Consider the following 17,329-nt stretch of genomic DNA (forward strand, 5'->3'; position numbering starts at 1 on the left):
AGCAATTACTTGTGTGAGTGCAGTTATCGCTGTTGATGCCAGATTCAAACAAGTATCAAATTTGTACTTTTGGTTTGGGATAAATTTCAAAAGCTAATTCATGGCGATAAAAACACACATTGAATTCTGCAAAAAAGTTAAGGTGTCCAAGGATGACAGGTGCATTGGGGGATTGAGTCCAAGCGAATGCCAGCAGTATGGGTGTAAAGTTAGCAATTTGACCGGATAAAACTAACCCCCGTGCTTGATTGTTACCTAGATTGCCGCTTAATGTCAATTCTAGGGTTTGTTGTTGCCACACTGCTCCTAGTTCTAACCCAATTTGATATGGCAGAACATTAACGCTTGCTCCTGTGTCTAATAATGCCATTACTTCTAAGGATTTGTTACCCTTAGTAAGGGTCAATGGCAAATAGGGCATGGTGCTGATTTCACCAAAGCTATCGGTTTTCTCTATGAAGGGAAACCGTTGACCTTTAAGCATGAGAGTTTTCCTTTGCTGTTGCTAATAGGTCTGATAATGCTTGTAATGATTTATTATCTGCTTGGGGCGACCAAACCGTGGCACTGGTTGAAGCGAGTTGGCTGAGGAGTGTATTTTCTGTGTCACTGGTTTCTAAGTTACATCCTTCTTCTTTGGCTACTGCTAATAGGAGAAAATGGATAAGTCTGAGTTTATCTTGATGTGATAGTTTGTTGACTGTGGGTAAGATTTCGTTGAGTGTCATATCTGCATCTGCTGTTGAGAGGATAGAAGCGATTTTTTCTTGTTCTGGGAGTGGTGGTAAATCCAAATGTGCTTTCTCAATTAGTTTTTACATTTCCATTGGGGAGAACCTGTACTGTTTATCGTACAAGTGTAGCGGGGTTGGGCAAATTGTACAATTAAAATCATTACCCCACCAGACTAGCAGATAGCGATCACATCCTTTCAAAAACCCTCAGACGCGGAGATTCTCAATGCCATTGGCTGAACTCATGTCACAAATCCAGACACTGCCCAGAATTGATAAGCTTAGGCTGATGCAGTTTCTAGCCACAGAACTGGTAAAAGAAGAAGATGCAAACTTCTTTGTCGCAAATCAAGAATATCCGGTATGGTCGCCTTACGATTGTTCTCAGGCTGCCAATATTTTGATGAATCTTCTGGCTACAAAGCAACAAGAAAAGAATGGTTGACCTGTTCTCGCTTCACTGTGGGAAATCCCTCTAAAAAATCATCAATAGACTCTCCCGCCTTTAAATAATCCAGTAGGGTTTGCATAGGAACGCGAGTCCCTGTGAATACTGGCGTACCACTCATCACATCTGGCGATGCGGTAATGATTGCTGACTGACTCATTATACCCCTTCTTCAAGCATTGCTAGGCTATCTTATTCTAATCACTGCGCTGACGGTACACAAAAATCCTGAAGCACAAATATTGATAAAATGTAAACAGTCCTAAAATTATTTCATGGTTTATGACTGTAAAATCACCCAGCCAAGAAGATAAATTACAGCCAAGCACGGATACCAACACCAATCAAGAAAAAGTTCTCTGTGTTCACTGTCATCGGACTGCCACCAATGGCATAAAATGTAAAGGTATATGTGTAGCTGACAGCGACTATTAAACCTGAGCAACCCGAGTCACCTGGAAGAATACCCTAATCATCCTATATAGTGGATATTTCTACAGTCCCATGACAGAGATTAACTCGGAACTAAAACATATAGAAGAACTACGCCAGTTGTTGCAACAGGCTAGTTATGCTTATTATGTCCTAGATGCGCCCATGATGGAGGATGCTGTCTATGACCAACTATATAGAGAATTGTATGAACTAGAAACTAACTATCCTGAATTACTGACCCCAGACAGTCCCACCCAGCGCGTGGGTGAGAAACCAGCGACACATTTTACTTCTGTACGTCATCACATTCCTCTCTACAGTTTAGAGAATGCTTTTAATCTTGAGGAATTGCAAAGATGGGATAAACGCTGGCGACGACAAGCACCTCATATAATAGATGGGGTAGAATACGTTACAGAATTAAAAATTGATGGTTCAGCTTTGGCTTTAACCTATGAAAATGGGGTTTTAGTTAGGGGTGTAACTCGTGGTGATGGGGTAGTGGGTGAAGACATTACGCAAAACGTGCGGACAATTCGTTCAATTCCCTTAAAGTTACATTTTGCTGGTTCCAAAAGTTTCAACCGGGTGGAAGTCCGGGGGGAGGCGTTTTTACCCTTGGACGTATTTAAACAAATTAACGCCGAGAGGGAAAAATCAGGAGAGAGTTTATTTGCTAACCCCCGCAACGCTGCATCTGGTACACTCAGACAATTAGACTCCCGCATTGTCGCCCAGCGACGGTTAGATTTTTTTGCTTATACCTTGCACATTTCCGGGATGGATGATGCAAGTATTGCTAATACCCAATGGGAAGCTTTAGAGTTATTGGCAACTATGGGTTTTCCTGTGAATCCCAATCATAAACTCTGTGGTTCTATGGCTGAGGTAGGGGAGTATTACCAATATTGGGACACAGAACGCCTATCTTTACCTTACATGACTGATGGGGTAGTAGTCAAGTTAAATTCTTTTAAGTTACAAGAACACCTAGGTTTTACCCAGAAGTTCCCCCGATGGGCGATCGCTTTAAAATATCCAGCAGAAGAAGCGCCGACTAGGGTAGAAAATATTTCTGTGAATGTGGGACGCACGGGGGCGTTAACGCCTTTGGCTGAAATGCGCCCTGTAGAATTAGCTGGGACTACGGTTTCCCGTGCTACTTTACATAATAGCGATCGCATTATGCAGTTAGATATCCGCATTGGAGATACTGTGATTGTGCGTAAAGCTGGGGAAATCATCCCGGAGGTGGTGCGGGTACTCCCAGAACTGCGTCCAGATAATGCTCAACCTTTTATTATGCCCACCCATTGCCCAGTTTGTGGTCAACCGGTGGTTAGAGAATTGGGTGAAGCTGTGACCCGCTGTGTTAATGCTTCCTGTCCCGCTATTCTTAAAGGGGAAATTGAACATTGGGTAAGTCGGGATGCTTTGGATATTAAAGGTCTGGGGGAAAAGTCAGTTTATCAACTTGTGGATAGGGGTTTGGTGGGTTCTGTCGCTGATTTATATGACTTGACAGAAAGTGATGTATGTAAATTAGAAAGAATGGGGAAAAAATCAGCAGAGAAATTAATCAAGGCGATCGCCCAATCAAAAAATCAACCATGGTCTAGGGTACTATATGGTTTAGGTATCCGTCACGTGGGTAATGTCAATGCCCAATTATTAACTCAGAAGTACCCCACCGTAGAAAAGTTAGCCACAGCTAAACAATCGGAGATTGCTGGTATTTATGGTATTGGTGCGGAAATTGCCCAATCTGTATATCAATGGTTCAGGATTGATGCTAATCAATTGTTAATTACCCGGTTGCAATCCGCAGGACTACAACTAGCTACCAGGGAAGAAACAAAAACAGTGACTCAGGTTAGTTCCCAATTAGCTGGTAAAATCTTAGTAATTACGGGGACATTACCAACTTTAACACGAGATAAGGCTAAAGAGTTAATTCAAGCAGCCGGGGGTAAGATAACTAATTCAGTCAGCAAAAAAACTGATTATCTGCTGGTGGGTGAAGATGCGGGTTCTAAGTTAGCAAAAGCAGAAGCTTTAGGAATTCCTCAGTTGACTGAATCCCAGTTGTTAGAGATATTACAAACTTGACACTCCCCAGCAGTTAACTTATGCATCAAAGTTCCGGTCGTTGGCGTTTAGGTTTAGGATTATCCTTATTAACAGTCTGGTTATGGGGAATCTTACCGATCGCCCTGACTATAAGTTTACGAGTTCTGGATGTCTACAATAATTTAATGAATTTATAGTCATTTATGTACATTTGTAGTATAATATTATGAATGTACGATCATTAAAAGCAGTCCTGAACGCTTTTGCAGACGGGATAGAGGGGTTAGGAGTAACTCCAATCAGGTTTACCCCTGGTAAAGTGACTTTGTAGATTTGTCTATAATTTCACAAACTCTATACTATTATATGGTTTCGCTTTTTGTTGTCCTTTGTAGTCCTAGCTGTACTGTTAGGATTGGGGGGTAAATTACCCGATTGGCAAAAATTGCGCTCTAGTTCAGGGGTATTATTAGCGATCGTCACCCTATTTTTAGGATTTAACTACCTGTTATTTATGCAAGGGTTAGCCTTCACCTCTGCGGGTAACGCTAAGGTTTTGATTCAATTAGCGCCACTATTATTAAGTTTAGGTGGTTTGGTAATTTTCCGAGAGCGTTATACAGTGCATCAATGGATAGGGGTGAGTATCCTCACTGCTGGATATATGATATTTTTCCATGAGCAACTGAGTTTAATTACAGTCCAGGGAACATATATCCTTGGTAGTGGTTTAATAGTTCTAGGATCTGCAGCATGGGCTATTTACGCCCTATGCCAAAAACAACTATTAAACTCCCTGTCCTCTGCTCAAATCATGGTGATTATATATGGGGGATGTGCTGTACTATTCACCCCCTTTGCTCAACCCGGAAAAATTGTCACCTTGAGCAGTTCCCAATTATTAGTTTTACTGTTTTGTGGTTTAAATACCCTCATCGCCTATGGTGCTTTTGCGGAATCATTACAACATTGGCCAGCATCAAGAGTTAGTGCACTGTTAGCTATTGCCCCGATTATTACCTTAATTGCCGTTGCCACCCTATCAACAGTTTACCCTACTCTGATGCCCACAGAACATTTAACTGTAATTGGGATATTAGGCGCACTGTTAGTTGTAACTGGTTCAGTGGCGATCGCCCTAGGCAAAGGCAATTAGATTAAGGATTGATTATAATATATGAGCTTACAAAATTTGCCCCTAGAGGGGTTTCTGAATTTAAATAAACCCTATGACTGGACATCTCACGACTGCGTAGCGCGGGTACGCAAACTTCTGCGACTCAAACGTGTGGGACACGCGGGGACATTAGACCCAGCTGCGACGGGTGTTTTACCTATCGCTCTGGGTAAAGCTACCAGATTATTACAATATCTCCCAGAAAATAAAGCCTACACAGCGACCATTCGCTTAGGTGTGCAGACCACAACGGATGATTTACAGGGTGAAATCATTAGCTGTGAACCTTGTCCAGGGTTGACATTGACTCAAGTTACCACGGCATTGGCACAATTTCAAGGTAAAATTGAGCAAATTCCGCCAATTTATAGCGCCATCCAAGTTGATGGTAAACGCCTTTATGACTTAGCGCGCCAAGGTAAAACCGTGGAAGTACCTAAACGGACAGTAGAAATTTTTCACACAGAAATTTTAGATTGGCGATGGGGAGATTTTCCCGAATTGGATGTAGCGATCGCCTGTGGTAGTGGTACATATATTAGAGCCATTGCTCGTGACTTAGGCGCTATCCTAGGAACTGGTGGGACTCTCGCCGCTTTACTCCGTACTGCCAGTAGTGGTTTTAACCTGCCACATAGCCTCAGTTTCAGTGACCTAGAAACACAACTACAAACAGGGACATTTCAACCCATCTCCCCAGATGTACCTTTAGAACATTTGCCATCAGTGACATTACCCAATATACCGGCTGTAAGATGGTGTCAGGGGCAAAAAATCACCCTAAATGGGGACTTTGCCGGCATAGCCAGAGTGTACAATCAAGACACCTGCTTTCTCGGTATAGGGAAACTAGAAGATAGCCTGTTAGTACCGACCACAGTAGTCAATCCCAAGTAGCCGCATCTTTTAATACAGCCGGAATTTCACCCTGGGATAGGGGAAACTCTAACAAAGTTTCCTTGTAACCCAAATATCCAGACTCAGCAAAAGATAACAGCATTCGGCACAGAGCTAACCATACTTCTGGTTCATATTCCCAGTCACGATCACGGGAAGCTCGACCCGCAATTGAACGTAAAGAGTTTGTGAAATTATAGACAAATCTACAAAGTCACTTTACCAGGGGTAAACCTGATTGGAGTTACTCCTAACCCCTCTATCCCGTCTGCAAAAGCGTTCAGGACTGCTTTTCTTAATATGTTGTACGCCCCATTTAAAATTGTGGTGAATCAAGAGGATTGTATTTTCAATTTTGGCTCTCATTTAGCCATTATAGTTGATAACGCAGTTGGATGAATTAATGTGTGGTTATTTTTGCCCCAGAGGAGGCTCGAAATTCAGAGAGTTTTCTGGGGAAGCCATTACAGCTTTGGGAATTTCGATGACTGGGTTATTTAACGCCACCATCAGGGGGGAAATAGCCACCAGAGACTCCATAGTGTCTTGTGTAGACCCTGCTGGTAGTTTTTGCACCAGTTGTGGTGTGTTCAGTTTACCACCGGGTAGCAAGGTTGATACAGCAGAGAGTATACAAGCCGCCACAGCAGTTCCTCCCATCCCCAGAATTAGACGCAAACGCCGGTGCTGCACACGCTTTAACACTTGGTGGGCTGTGACTTCTGATGATTGCTGAACTGCTGGTACTGGTATACTCCGCAGACCTTGCCGGAGATTTAGTAACCGGGTATACAGGCATTGGACAGAGGCATCGTTTTCCAGCCATTCTTCCACTTGCCTACTTTCGGCAGCTGTTACCTCTCCATCGAGGTAAGCACTTAATAACTCGAAGCGATCGCGCTCCACCATATCCATAGCACCCGTTGATTCGTTAGTACGGTGACCTGTACCATCTGACACATCTTGAAGATGGAGCCACAGGTCACGGTTATCAAATGAAGAATTACTTTCCATTGTAGCATTATGACCCATTCATATGCGGGCAAAAGCATAAAAAATCTGAATTAATTCATCAAATTAGGCCTTATGTGAGGGGGAATGTTGAAACTTTGCCATTAGCCGAGAAACACATTTATTGACAAGTCCCTAAGAGGATGTTTTGTAAATTAAGCATCTAGATAATTTTGCAACTGAGTTTGTAATCTGGATCTAGCTCTAGCGATTCTGGATTTAACAGTGCCCAAAGAAACACCGGTGATTTCGGCAATTTCTTCATAGGTCATCCCTTCGATTTCTCTGAGAATAATAGTCGTCCGAAATACCTCTGGTAAATCCGCGATCGCCTCTCGCAGTTGCTCGTAAAACTCCCTAGTTGTCAGGACTTCCTCAGGTCCTGGGGTATCACCTGGAATTTCCCAATCCATCTGGCCATCGTCCAGTATACGGGGAGCATCCAATGACAACGGAGTAGTTACCCGCTTCCGTTTACGCAACTCGTCATAAAACAAGTTCGTAGCAATCCGACTTAACCAGCCCCGAAACTTCACGGGGTCTTGTAATCGGCTAATATTTCGATAGACTCGAATCCACACTTCTTGAGCCAAATCAGCCCTGTCAGTCCAATCTGGAGCCAGGTGGTATAAAGTTCGCTCAACTTGACTTTGATAGCGCTTCAATAGCTCTGCAAATGCAGCCCGATCTGGACGCAGTCCAGTTTGACAGCGTAAAATTAGATCGTGATTAGAGAGTTTGTCAAGCACCGATGCTTCCGGGTATCTGGCATCCACAGTTGACCAGGATACACTAATCGATTGGCTCATAGATCGTACTGAACTTTAAATCATCCCTACCTATTAGACAAGCTAATGGGCGCAATGTTCCGGGAAACAGTGACGGATCTCTAACTGGTACATGGTAGTATCTCAAACTAGGACATCAACAGATCAAGTCAAGGTCTGTTTTTAGCCAAAATTTTGAGGCTTTGTGTAAATATATTGAAAAATATATTGAAGCTCAGTTCTGTTAATATGGTCAAATGTACGAAAAACCTGACTTTTTAGCACAATTTTTGGGATGTTTACTGAACGAGCATGGGAAATGCTATCAAAACCTTGACAAACATAATAAGTATGTCAAAACAGAACAGATAAGTGCTGATAAATTATTGATAATTTGAGACATACTCAAAAACCATTTATTCCCCTGAAGATGTTCAAGATAAACAATAAGCGATGGCAATGGTAAGAAATGAATCTGTGGCGCGTATAGTTATGTTTATGTGTTTTGGCACTGCCATTTTATCACTGGCTGTCCATTGGCGGCTAACAAAAATTCACAGCCCCATGGAACCTGCCTATGGAAGTATTATGAATGACACTATACTGACGGAATTGGCGCTGGGGAATAAATCCACTCAGCAACCGGTGGTCGAGAATAGCGGGGTGAGTGAGATATCAGATACACTCAGCAATACCACCCAAAATAATGAGTCATTCCTGAAAAGACCATCAGTGCTTCCTGGAGAAAGCCCCAATTCTCAGGGGTTATCTACACTCAAATCATCTGATATAGAAGTAGTGGTGAAATTAAGCGATCGCCGTACCTATGTTTACCATACAGGTGAAGTCATAGCCAGTTACCCCATTGCCATAGGTAAAGAGGGTTGGGAGACCCCTACAGGTTCCTTCCGGGTGAGGGATATGCAAAAATATCCGATTTGGCAGCACCCCATCACTGATAAAATATTTCCATCAGGTCCCGATAGTCCTTTGGGAGACCGATGGATTGGTTTTTGGTCAGATGGACGCAATGAAATTGGTTTTCATGGCACCCCAGATATACACTTATTGGGACTTGCGATCTCTCATGGCTGCTTAAGAATGCGTAATGAGGATGTTCGTTCATTATATAATAAACTAACAGTCGGCACCCTTGTTTCCGTGGTGCCTTGACTTTTTACCTATCTTAATTAATAGCACCAAATCGCCAAGGGACAGGATCAACAGATTTGCCGTTGACATATAAACCCCAGTGCAAATGTGGACCGGTGGAAGCGCCGGTAGACCCCACTGTCCCAACTACTTGACCAGCGGTCACAAAATCACCCTCTTTAACCTTAATACTATTGAGGTGTAGTAAAATACTAGTTACTCCCTGTCCATGGTCAATACCAACGGTGTTGCCATGAACTCGGAACCCTGCCGATACCGTACCTACCAAAGCAACTGTTCCATCCGCCGGCGCCACTACTGGCGAACCCGTAGGACTAGCGTAGTCTATCCCACGATGGTAGTAATCTGCGGCAAATTCACCATTATAGTAACGCCGGACACCATAAATGGTAGTAATCCTACCGGCATTGGGTTTCACCAGGGGCCATTCCAATGCTTTTGAGGGGTTTGTAGTGCTTTGAAAGCTGCTACCCGCTCTAGTTCATGTTCTGTGGCCTTGACCCCGGCCCTTCCCGGTGGTAAATTAATCCGTTGTGTAGGGAAGGTGCGATGACGCAAATTTACTGCCAAGTTTCGCTCTTGACCATCCCCGGTAACCTTGAGTGTTATCCTGCCGGCTTGATCTAGCGGAGTTGTAGGAATTAAAGCCCGATATTTATCAGAGTCGATGGGAAAAGCTGGATAAGAATTATTACCTAATAACACAGTGGGATTACTAACAATCTCTGGATTAGTGACGTTAATTACCACAGATAAAGTATCACCCAGCTGAGGATTGCTGGGAGTTACCTGTTGTACTTGCAAAGCAAGTAGAGGTAAAGCCAAGATGACAACTAAAGCAGATGTAAAGATGCCAATCAAGATGATGTGGCGGTTGGGTTTCCACCTTTTAAGACTCAAATAGGACAACCGATACATATTCGCTCACACTCAGGAAATAAGGGGGGAATTACGCGAATCTGGTTAAATTTTTACCTTCACAGCAGAGGTATCAACTAGTTTACCATCTTCCATCTGCACAATACGATCAGCAATATCCAGAATGCGATTGTCGTGGGTCACCATGAGGATTGTACAAGCCTGTTCCTTGGCCAGTTTGTGCATCAGGTTGACCACATCCCGACCAGACTGACTGTCAAGAGTCTCGAGTCGGTTCATCCGCTAAAACTAGAGGGGGATGGCTGACCAAAGCCCGGGCGATGGCTACTCGTTGTTTCTGTCCTCCCGATAATTGGTCAGGATAATAATTCAGGTGATTTCCTAAACCTACCTGCTCCAACATCAGAACCGAACGGCTTTGCATCTGTCCAAGTCCAATATGCTTGTGCAGTTCCAAACCCATTCTGACATTTTGCAGTGCTGTCAAACTACGGTGCAGATTGTGCCCTTGAAAAATATAACCGTTATGCTGTCGCGATCGCACTAATTCTGCCCCACTAGCACCGCAAAGTTCCCTGTTTAACACCTGCAAACTACCAAACTGGGGAGAACGCAACCCACCCACTAAAGTCAGGAGGGTAGTTTTACCCGAACCAGAGGGGCCAGTCAAAATAATAATTTCACCACGTCGAATCTCTAGATGAATATTAAATAAAACTTGCTTACGCAATGAACCTTGTCCAAAGTAGTGATCGAGATTGCGGATGGAAATGACTGGAAGCATAGCAGTTTTAAATTTTACCTTTTCAAGCCTTTTTCATGCTTATGAAGTACACACCAAGTTCCCTTATCCCCTATCCCCTATTCCCTATATCCCTATCCCCTATTCCCTATTCCCTATCCCCTGCTCCCTATCCCCTGTTCCGGTGTTCCGGTGTTCCGGTGTTCCGGTGTTCCGGTGTTCCGGTGTTCCGGTGTTCCCTAAGAGCCGGGTAAATGCTATATAGTTCCATCTAAAACATATCCGCCGGGTCAGCAGAGCGTAGTTTACGAGTGGCGATCGCCCCAGAAATTGAACACATAATGATAGTTAAAACCAGCACCTGTAAAGCCCGGGCCGCGGTCATATACATAGGTAGATTTGTAGCGGTGCGAGTCATTTGGTAAAGTCCCAAAGACACTGCTACCCCTGGAATAAACCCCAATGCTCCTAAAATCAAAGCTTGTTCAAACACTACACTTAAAAAGTAGTAATTGCGATATCCCAAAGCCTTAAAAGTCGCATATTCCCTGACATGGGCATTGACATCAGTAGAAAGAACTTGATAAACCAGAATCACCCCCACAGCAAACCCCATGGATACACCCAAACTAAAAATAAAGCCAATGGGGGAGTTGGTGCGCCAGAAATTGTTTTCAAATTCAATAAACTCTGGGTGGGTCATCACCCTAACATCATCTTTGAGGTAGGCTTGTAAAGCCTTTGCTACCTTTTTCGGGTCATAACCGGGTTTGACCTTGAGCAAACCTAAACTGATATTGCTGGCTGGGCGTCTAGAAAACAACCGTAAAAAGTTTTGATCACTGGTGATTAAGCTACCATCAGAACCAAAGGAAGCCCCGACGGTGTATAAACCACTAATGGTAATAGTCCGCCCCTCTATTTCAGTAGTGACTTTTTCACCTTGATTAATTTTGGCGATCGCCTGTTGGTAATCACCCCGAGCATTGCGGTCAAATAACACAGTATCAGGTAGTTTGATAGACTGTAACTGCCGATTCACTTCCGGTAAATCAAAAACTGGCTGATCTGGATTAAAACCAATGACTTGTACCGATGTCTGGCGGTGGGTTTGGGGATTCTTCCAAATGATGTTATTCACATACATTGCTTCTGCTGAGTTCACCCCCGGTATATCCATAACCTGATAAAGCCGCCGCCGAGAAAATGTCGGCATATTTTGCATACTACGGGCTTGGGGACTGGTTAAAAGAATATCTGCCTGTAAACTACGATGTAGTCTAGTGTTACTGTCATATAGCGCCGTCTGAAAGCCCATCTGCATGAACATCAAAACATCCGCAAAAGCAATCCCTGAGAGTGCTACCAGCAGGCGGCTTTTTTCGTGACTCAGTTGCAGCCATCCTAGGGGCGTGCGTCGTCGCAGTTGTTGGATTAGTCCCATCATAGGTCGTGCTGAGTAGGGTTAATCGGAAAATTGACATAGTTAAGCCCCCTGTCCATTGCTGATTGGTGTAAGTAATTACGAATTAGTCAGTTGAATCACTGCCTTAACTTGCATATTTGTTAACTTGGCAGCCTTCTGACTGGAAGTTTCATCAAGTCGGATATAAACCTCAAGGACTCTGTTATCAATATTACTTGTGGGGTCTGTATTAATGAGATTTTGCCGCCGCACTTGTAAGCCAATCCGATCTACTACCCCTTGCAGTTCAATAGGTACAAAATTACCAAATACCTCTACTTTCTGCCCTGGATGAACTTTATTGATATCGCTTTCGTAAACCTCCGCAACTACATACATCTGGCTGGTTTGCCCAATGTCAGCAATACCATTACTTGAAATTAATTCTCCCGGACGGGAATGGATCTCTAATATTTGTGCATCTTGAGGCGATCGCACATAAGCCTGCTGGAGATTGATTTGGGCCCGCTTCATAACTGCTATAGCCCGATTCACTTCGGCTTGAGCTGCTTCGATATCCACCTGTGGCACTTCAGTTATGCTATTAAGTGTTGCTCTAGCTGCGTTAATTTTTTCCTGGCTAGTTAACTGAGTGCGAGTTAACTGTGTTTGTGCTGCTTGTAAATTTTTCTGGGCTGTTTCCAGTTTTAAGCTCTTGCTGTCTCTTTGGGAGGCTGATATTGCCCCTTGTTTATACAGTTCTTCATATCTTTGGTTTTCTATCGCCGCATTCCCCACTTCCGCCAGCCATCGGGCTACAGTGGTTTCTTGGGCTGCAATATCACCTTGGCGTTCTGCCTCTAAGCCGGCAATTATCGCTTGTTGTGCTAAAATTTCTCCACGTCTAGCACCTGCTTTGATGCGCTTTAAGTTCGCCTGTTCTACTTTCACTTGTTCCTCAGCCTCTTGCAAGGCCGCCAACAGGCGATCGCGGCTGTCTAAAATCGCTATCACCTGCCCTGCTTTTACCCTGTCGCCCTCTGTGACTAAAAGTTCTTCTACCCGACTTCCTTCCGGCAACATGGTAGCAGAAATTTTAATCACTTGTCCTTTTGGTTCGATGCGTCCTAGTGCTGTTACGGTTGTTAACTCAGGGATTATTGCTGCTGGGCTGGACTCATTTTGATTTAATTTATCCTGGAATTTAAATACCGTATAAACACTAGTACCGATTACAGTTAAAGATACAATAATGGCTATAACAAGGGGCGGACGTAAAATCGATGGGGAGGATATGGCTCGATCTAGCTTTGAGTTTTGCACAATAGCATACCTTTTAAGCAATTCCAAATACGCTGATTCAAATCAGAAAAAATCCTATTTTGGTAAATGTCCCGCCTAACTCTCTTTTATCACTCACCAGAGAAAATAGATGTGATACTGTCCGGTGAATTTTGGACATAATCATGGCTTTCCACTCCACTAACTCAAAATTTTCACTGAGGTATTAGTCTGTACACGAGAGATAGATAGTTTCTTTGTGGTCATTACCTACATTTTTCCTCTGTAGACTAGGAATCGCTGCTATGGTTACATAATCCCCAGAATGAACTCCAAAATACAAAACTAAACGGTTTAGTTCTATAATAGAATTATACTAAACCGAGTAGTTTAGTCAAGGGATTACTAACAAAAGTGTGAAAATATTGATAATGTTAAGGACTATTGGCACATGATACGCCCAAAAGGTGGAGAAACTGACCGCTCAAACTCAGTAGAGAAAATGGAAAAAATTTTGCAAGGGGCGATGCAAGAATTTTTAGCTCGTGGGTATGCAGCAGCGAGTATGGATAGGGTAGCAGAAGCAGCAGGAGTTTCTAAAGCAACAGTATACAGTTACTTTCAAGATAAAAAAGGATTATTTAAAGCATTAATTGAGAAATTAGCCAGAAAAAGGTTTTACTCCATATTGGGGTCACAACCCTTACATGGAGAACCCTATGTTGTCCTACGGCGGTTAGCAGTGACCGCCTTAGAGCAGATGGTCAAAGATAAAGAATATCAGTCATTTGAACGGCTGTTAATGGGGGAGTCGGCGCGGTTTCCCGAGTTAGCCCAGGTTTTTATTTACAGCATCGCCAAACCAGCCATAGAGACCATCAGTAAATATTTAGCAGCTCACCCGGAATTAAAAATACCTGACCCCGAAGCCACAGCCAGAATTCTCATTGGCTCCTTAGTCCACTTCGTGACTACTCAAGAAATTATGCATGGTAAAGACATTATACCCATGGAAGGCGATCGCCTGATTGATGCCCTCACACACTTAATTGTCAACTGCGCCGAATAACCTGTTTTTTGTGTTTTTCTCCCTCTAGAGAAGGAACTCATCACAGGGATAATTTTTTAGATTGTTCTTAGTAGATGTATAAATTTTCCCCAAGGCAAAACATCATGACTAAGAAACTCAACAATCTAGATCAGCCAGTCAGTGACGACGATCAAGACGCAGCAGCAACAGTCAAAGAAAGAAACTTAACCGCCAACCCAGGGGATGTCATAGACGAGTCTAAAACCCTAGAGGAAAAAGCCCAACAGATAGCCGTGAATGTGCCAGATATCACAGGCGACCAGATTACAGTCCCGACGTACTTTGTGGTGGAGTATCCTGATGGCACAAAGAAAGCACTCCACCATGTCAAAGACGCAGAAGAAATTTCTGATGTGATTCGCGCAGCAAGGCTAGATGAACATGGCGATCGCATTTGGTGGTAGTTTCTTCCTGGGACTGGGGAAGTGAAAACAGTGGATTTAGTTGTATAATCAGAAAAGGAAAATGTAAAAACTTTTTGTCTTTCAGCCGTGCAGCTTTGTAGCTTGAAAAAAATTAGGTTATTTAGCATCAAAATTGGTGATCAGTGGCCACCATAGGACTGCTCTAATGATTGCTTGTCTTGCATGATCATACAGCTTGTCTGAAGATAGACTACATCGGTTTGACAATAGAGCAGTGGGTGAAAATTTTCAACTTATGCAAACAGAATTACGGGATGCGATCGCCCCGCAAGAAATAGAACGCCGGCGCAACTTTGCGATTATCTCTCACCCAGACGCGGGTAAAACCACACTCACCGAGAAACTCCTACTCTACGGGGGAGCAATTCAACAAGCTGGCTCCGTCAAAGCTCGTCGTTCCCAACGCCACGCCACCTCAGACTGGATGGCCATGGAGCAACAAAGAGGGATTTCCATCACCTCCACAGTATTACAATTTGAGTATCAAAATTCTCTTCTCAATCTTTTAGACACACCAGGACACCAAGATTTCAGTGAAGATACTTACAGAACCTTGGCAGCTGCGGATAATGCAGTCATGCTCATTGATGCAGCCAAGGGGCTAGAAACCCAAACCCGCAAATTATTTGAAGTTTGCCGACTGCGTTCCCTACCTATCTTTACATTTATTAATAAACTAGACCGTCCCAGTATGTCGCCTTTAGAACTCATTGATGAAATTGAGCGGGAATTGGGACTGTCAACCTATGTAATTAATTGGCCAATTGGCACAGGAGACCAATTTCAAGGGATTTTTGACCGTCAACACCAGCAAGTACATCTGTTTCAAAAGAGTGGCGACCATGGTACAAAAAAAGCCACAGATACTATTATCGCCGCCAATGACCCCAGAATTGAGTCCCTTGTAGGTGAAAATTTGTATCACCAACTGCAAGAAGAATTAGAGATTTTGGATAGTTTGGGACCAACCCTAGACCTAGAAGCAGTGCATCGAGGTCAAATGACCCCGGTGTTTTTTGGCAGTGCAATGAATAACTTTGGGGTAGAATTGTTTCTCAAGTCCTTTTTAGAATATGGACTCAAACCCACCCCCCATGAAAGTAACAAAGGTAAAATTGACCCGACATATCCAGAGTTTTCTGGGTTTGTCTTCAAATTACAAGCTAACATGGACCCCAAACACCGCGATCGCATTGCCTTTTTAAGGGTGTGTTCTGGTAAATTTGAAAAAGATATGGTAGTTAACCATGCGCGCACAGGTAAAACAGTGCGCCTTTCCCACCCTCAGAAGTTATTCGCCCAAGAAAGAGACACAGTAGAGGTAGCATATCCAGGGGACGTAGTAGGTTTAAATAACCCGGGGACATTTGCCATTGGAGACACTGTTTACATGGGCGAAAAGTTGATTTATCCCAGTATACCCTCCTTCTCCCCAGAACTATTTGCTTACTTGAGGAATGCCGACCCAACGAAATATAAGAATTTTAATAAAGGAGTAACAGAACTACAAGAAGAGGGAGCCGTACAAATTTTACACTCCACAGATGAAAGCAAACGTAACCCCATTTTAGCAGCCGTTGGTCAACTGCAGTTTGAAGTAGTGCAGTTTCGTCTAGTCAATGAGTACGGAGTGGAGACCTACTTAGAAGCTTTACCTTATTCAGTAGCGCGTTGGGTAACTGGAGGTTGGGATATTTTGGATAAAGTCGGGCGTTTATTTAACACCTTTGTGGTGAAAGACCGTTGGGAGCGTCCCGTACTGTTGTTTAAAAACCAGTGGAACCTAGACCAAGTTAAGGGAGACCACCCAGAACTAGAATTAAGTCCCATTGCGCTCCCTCCCACAACCGAGAAAGCCTGAAATTAAAGCTTTTTTTGAGATAGTCAAACAACCCACGCTTAGAAGCGTGGGAATACAGCGCAGTCAGCTAACGGAATAACAATAGAGGAATCTTGGTACTTCTGAGCAGTTGAGCGGTGGTACTCCCAATGACTAAATGGCGAATGCGACTGTGACCGTAAGCGCCCATGAGCAAAAAACTAATATCTGCTTGGTGAATATAATTAGTGATAACCGTTTCTGGGTCACCCTCTAAAACACTACAAACTGGCTCATATCCAACGGTTTGCAAATATAGCTTACCTTGATGTTGTGTTTGAGTTGCCGTTTCCAGCTTCCCAGTTTTAGCCACAGTCAGCAAATGAATTTCTAAATCTTTCAATACAGGATAAGCGGCTAAAAATTGGAGAATATTGTTACCCGTAACACTACCATCATAAGCCACTAACAGGCGGGAAATTGGTTTAAATTCCTGCGGTGTAACTAAGCATGGTTTAGTACTACTGCGCACAATGCGATCTATATTAGCCCCTAAATGACCCGAAGCAAATTCTGCACCTTCTCCCCGTTTCCCCAAAACAATCAAATCTGCATCTTTCTCAAACTCATCAAAACAATCTACCAAAAACCCCGTTTTATTGGTTAACTGGACATCTGTGACACCTTCAGCTTTGAGAATTGCCGCAGCATTTTGTAAAATCAATCTAGCGCGTTGATTATTCAGCTTGGCTTTTTGATGTTCTAAATTGACCAGCTCATGCAATAAGTTTTCAGCGCTCCCTAGTCCAATAGTACCACTGAGGTTACCAGTAGAAGCTACTTGTTGGCTACGGATATCAGTCACAAATAAAACATTAATGTGACAACCAAACTTGAGAGCAAACCAAGCACCATATTTATAAACATTTTCTGCAAAAAACGAGCCATCGGTACAAAGTAAAATATTTTTCATGAT

At 43.3% G+C, this 17,329-nt stretch carries 17 protein-coding genes and 4 pseudogenes; 10 read left to right on the forward strand and 11 right to left on the reverse strand.

Annotated elements, in window-relative coordinates; genetic code table 11:
• Positions 1–55: 55 nt before the first annotated feature.
• Positions 56–484 carry a pepsin/retropepsin-like aspartic protease family protein gene (locus tag AC6IZ0_RS08650; protein ID WP_497725796.1) on the reverse strand — a complete coding sequence of 143 codons (429 nt, stop codon included), beginning with the start codon at positions 482–484 and terminating at the stop codon, positions 56–58.
• On the reverse strand, positions 477–794 hold the full coding sequence (locus tag AC6IZ0_RS08655) for a hypothetical protein (RefSeq protein WP_497725797.1): 318 nt from the start codon (positions 792–794) through the stop codon (positions 477–479). The genes AC6IZ0_RS08650 and AC6IZ0_RS08655 overlap by 8 nt, the downstream gene beginning before the upstream one ends.
• Before the next feature lie 166 nt (positions 795–960).
• Between AC6IZ0_RS08655 and AC6IZ0_RS08660 the strand changes: the two genes are divergently transcribed.
• Positions 961–1,179 (forward strand): hypothetical protein, encoded by a 219-nt coding sequence (locus AC6IZ0_RS08660; protein WP_497725798.1) that lies wholly within the window; start codon positions 961–963, stop codon positions 1,177–1,179.
• Here AC6IZ0_RS08660 and AC6IZ0_RS08665 read toward each other — a convergent pair.
• Positions 1,151–1,342, reverse strand: a complete 192-nt coding sequence (locus AC6IZ0_RS08665; RefSeq protein WP_497725799.1) for a DUF433 domain-containing protein — start codon at positions 1,340–1,342, stop codon at positions 1,151–1,153. The genes AC6IZ0_RS08660 and AC6IZ0_RS08665 overlap by 29 nt on opposite strands.
• Before the next feature lie 122 nt (positions 1,343–1,464).
• On the opposite strand from AC6IZ0_RS08665, the gene AC6IZ0_RS08670 reads away from it, so the two are divergent.
• The 5 genes and pseudogenes from AC6IZ0_RS08670 (at position 1,465) to truB (ending at position 5,761) form a co-directional block, all read left to right on the forward strand.
• On the forward strand, positions 1,465–1,617 hold the full coding sequence (locus tag AC6IZ0_RS08670; RefSeq protein WP_497725800.1) for a DUF8639 family protein: 153 nt from the start codon (positions 1,465–1,467) through the stop codon (positions 1,615–1,617).
• A 69-nt stretch (positions 1,618–1,686) separates the two neighbouring features.
• The gene (gene ligA / locus AC6IZ0_RS08675) at positions 1,687–3,726 is read left to right on the forward strand and encodes an NAD-dependent DNA ligase LigA (RefSeq protein ID WP_497725801.1); all 2,040 of its coding nucleotides are present in this window, start codon (positions 1,687–1,689) and stop codon (positions 3,724–3,726) included.
• Between the two features lie 20 nt (positions 3,727–3,746).
• Positions 3,747–3,884, forward strand: coding sequence for a hypothetical protein (locus AC6IZ0_RS08680; protein ID WP_497725802.1), 138 nt, complete (start codon positions 3,747–3,749; stop codon positions 3,882–3,884).
• A gap of 155 nt (positions 3,885–4,039) precedes the next feature.
• A pseudogene (locus AC6IZ0_RS08685) lies at positions 4,040–4,843 on the forward strand (DMT family transporter); the annotation flags it as partial.
• Between the two features lie 21 nt (positions 4,844–4,864).
• Positions 4,865–5,761 (forward strand): tRNA pseudouridine(55) synthase TruB, encoded by an 897-nt coding sequence (gene truB / locus AC6IZ0_RS08690; RefSeq protein ID WP_497725803.1) that lies wholly within the window; start codon positions 4,865–4,867, stop codon positions 5,759–5,761.
• Here truB and AC6IZ0_RS08695 read toward each other — a convergent pair.
• The 3 genes and pseudogenes from AC6IZ0_RS08695 to AC6IZ0_RS08705 form a co-directional block, all read right to left on the reverse strand.
• Positions 5,748–5,945, reverse strand: a pseudogene (locus tag AC6IZ0_RS08695) (hypothetical protein); the annotation flags it as partial. The gene truB and the pseudogene AC6IZ0_RS08695 sit on opposite strands and share 14 nt — an antisense overlap.
• 227 nt (positions 5,946–6,172) lie before the next feature.
• Positions 6,173–6,775, reverse strand: coding sequence for an anti-sigma factor family protein (locus tag AC6IZ0_RS08700; protein ID WP_497725804.1), 603 nt, complete (start codon positions 6,773–6,775; stop codon positions 6,173–6,175).
• A gap of 152 nt (positions 6,776–6,927) precedes the next feature.
• Positions 6,928–7,581 carry a sigma-70 family RNA polymerase sigma factor gene (locus AC6IZ0_RS08705; protein ID WP_271734772.1) on the reverse strand — a complete coding sequence of 218 codons (654 nt, stop codon included), beginning with the start codon at positions 7,579–7,581 and terminating at the stop codon, positions 6,928–6,930.
• A gap of 411 nt (positions 7,582–7,992) precedes the next feature.
• On the opposite strand from AC6IZ0_RS08705, the gene AC6IZ0_RS08710 reads away from it, so the two are divergent.
• Entirely contained in the window at positions 7,993–8,712 is a 720-nt protein-coding gene (locus AC6IZ0_RS08710) for a L,D-transpeptidase (RefSeq protein ID WP_497725805.1), read from the forward strand.
• Between the two features lie 13 nt (positions 8,713–8,725).
• Here the strand turns inward: AC6IZ0_RS08710 and AC6IZ0_RS08715 are convergent.
• The 4 genes and pseudogenes from AC6IZ0_RS08715 to AC6IZ0_RS08730 form a co-directional block, all read right to left on the reverse strand.
• Positions 8,726–9,630 (reverse strand): annotated as a pseudogene (locus AC6IZ0_RS08715) (M23 family metallopeptidase).
• A gap of 45 nt (positions 9,631–9,675) precedes the next feature.
• A pseudogene (locus AC6IZ0_RS08720) lies at positions 9,676–10,375 on the reverse strand (DevA family ABC transporter ATP-binding protein).
• Between the two features lie 229 nt (positions 10,376–10,604).
• Complete coding sequence (devC, locus tag AC6IZ0_RS08725; RefSeq protein ID WP_497726023.1) at positions 10,605–11,777, reverse strand: ABC transporter permease DevC; 1,173 nt, start codon at positions 11,775–11,777, stop codon at positions 10,605–10,607.
• 78 nt (positions 11,778–11,855) lie between these two features.
• A complete protein-coding gene (locus AC6IZ0_RS08730) occupies positions 11,856–13,061 on the reverse strand; it encodes an ABC exporter membrane fusion protein (protein ID WP_271734766.1) in 1,206 nt (401 codons plus the stop codon).
• A gap of 409 nt (positions 13,062–13,470) precedes the next feature.
• Here AC6IZ0_RS08730 and AC6IZ0_RS08735 point away from each other — a divergent pair, with 409 nt between their 5' ends.
• From AC6IZ0_RS08735 to prfC, 3 genes are all read left to right on the forward strand, one after another.
• A complete protein-coding gene (locus AC6IZ0_RS08735; RefSeq protein ID WP_271734765.1) occupies positions 13,471–14,088 on the forward strand; it encodes a TetR/AcrR family transcriptional regulator in 618 nt (205 codons plus the stop codon).
• A 104-nt stretch (positions 14,089–14,192) separates the two neighbouring features.
• Positions 14,193–14,513 carry a hypothetical protein gene (locus AC6IZ0_RS08740; RefSeq protein ID WP_271734764.1) on the forward strand — a complete coding sequence of 107 codons (321 nt, stop codon included), beginning with the start codon at positions 14,193–14,195 and terminating at the stop codon, positions 14,511–14,513.
• A 256-nt stretch (positions 14,514–14,769) separates the two neighbouring features.
• Positions 14,770–16,395, forward strand: coding sequence for a peptide chain release factor 3 (gene prfC, locus AC6IZ0_RS08745; RefSeq protein WP_271734763.1), 1,626 nt, complete (start codon positions 14,770–14,772; stop codon positions 16,393–16,395).
• Positions 16,396–16,462: 67 nt separating this feature from the next.
• On the opposite strand, the gene AC6IZ0_RS08750 is transcribed toward prfC, so the two are convergent.
• Positions 16,463–17,326: a universal stress protein gene (locus AC6IZ0_RS08750; protein ID WP_271734762.1), complete on the reverse strand. Its 864-nt coding sequence runs from the start codon at positions 17,324–17,326 to the stop codon at positions 16,463–16,465.
• Between the last annotated feature and the right edge of the window lie 3 nt (positions 17,327–17,329).

The organism is Anabaenopsis sp. NIES-4685 (assembly GCF_059725405.1).

What these genes read in the sequence shown, in the direction of transcription:
- AC6IZ0_RS08740 (WP_271734764.1), top strand. Translation starts at nt 14,193, where the DNA reads ATGACTAAGAAACTCAACAATCTAGATCAGCCAGTCAGTGACGACGAT.
- AC6IZ0_RS08750 (WP_271734762.1), bottom strand. Translation starts at nt 17,326, where the DNA reads ATGAAAAATATTTTACTTTGTACCGATGGCTCGTTTTTTGCAGAAAAT.
- devC (WP_497726023.1), bottom strand. Translation starts at nt 11,777, where the DNA reads ATGGGACTAATCCAACAACTGCGACGACGCACGCCCCTAGGATGGCTG.
- AC6IZ0_RS08705 (WP_271734772.1), bottom strand. Translation starts at nt 7,581, where the DNA reads ATGAGCCAATCGATTAGTGTATCCTGGTCAACTGTGGATGCCAGATAC.
- truB (WP_497725803.1), top strand. Translation starts at nt 4,865, where the DNA reads ATGAGCTTACAAAATTTGCCCCTAGAGGGGTTTCTGAATTTAAATAAA.
- AC6IZ0_RS08665 (WP_497725799.1), bottom strand. Translation starts at nt 1,342, where the DNA reads ATGAGTCAGTCAGCAATCATTACCGCATCGCCAGATGTGATGAGTGGT.
- AC6IZ0_RS08735 (WP_271734765.1), top strand. Translation starts at nt 13,471, where the DNA reads ATGATACGCCCAAAAGGTGGAGAAACTGACCGCTCAAACTCAGTAGAG.
- AC6IZ0_RS08660 (WP_497725798.1), top strand. Translation starts at nt 961, where the DNA reads ATGCCATTGGCTGAACTCATGTCACAAATCCAGACACTGCCCAGAATT.
- AC6IZ0_RS08680 (WP_497725802.1), top strand. Translation starts at nt 3,747, where the DNA reads ATGCATCAAAGTTCCGGTCGTTGGCGTTTAGGTTTAGGATTATCCTTA.
- prfC (WP_271734763.1), top strand. Translation starts at nt 14,770, where the DNA reads ATGCAAACAGAATTACGGGATGCGATCGCCCCGCAAGAAATAGAACGC.
- AC6IZ0_RS08670 (WP_497725800.1), top strand. Translation starts at nt 1,465, where the DNA reads ATGACTGTAAAATCACCCAGCCAAGAAGATAAATTACAGCCAAGCACG.
- AC6IZ0_RS08700 (WP_497725804.1), bottom strand. Translation starts at nt 6,775, where the DNA reads ATGGAAAGTAATTCTTCATTTGATAACCGTGACCTGTGGCTCCATCTT.
- AC6IZ0_RS08650 (WP_497725796.1), bottom strand. Translation starts at nt 484, where the DNA reads ATGCTTAAAGGTCAACGGTTTCCCTTCATAGAGAAAACCGATAGCTTT.
- ligA (WP_497725801.1), top strand. Translation starts at nt 1,687, where the DNA reads ATGACAGAGATTAACTCGGAACTAAAACATATAGAAGAACTACGCCAG.
- AC6IZ0_RS08710 (WP_497725805.1), top strand. Translation starts at nt 7,993, where the DNA reads ATGGCAATGGTAAGAAATGAATCTGTGGCGCGTATAGTTATGTTTATG.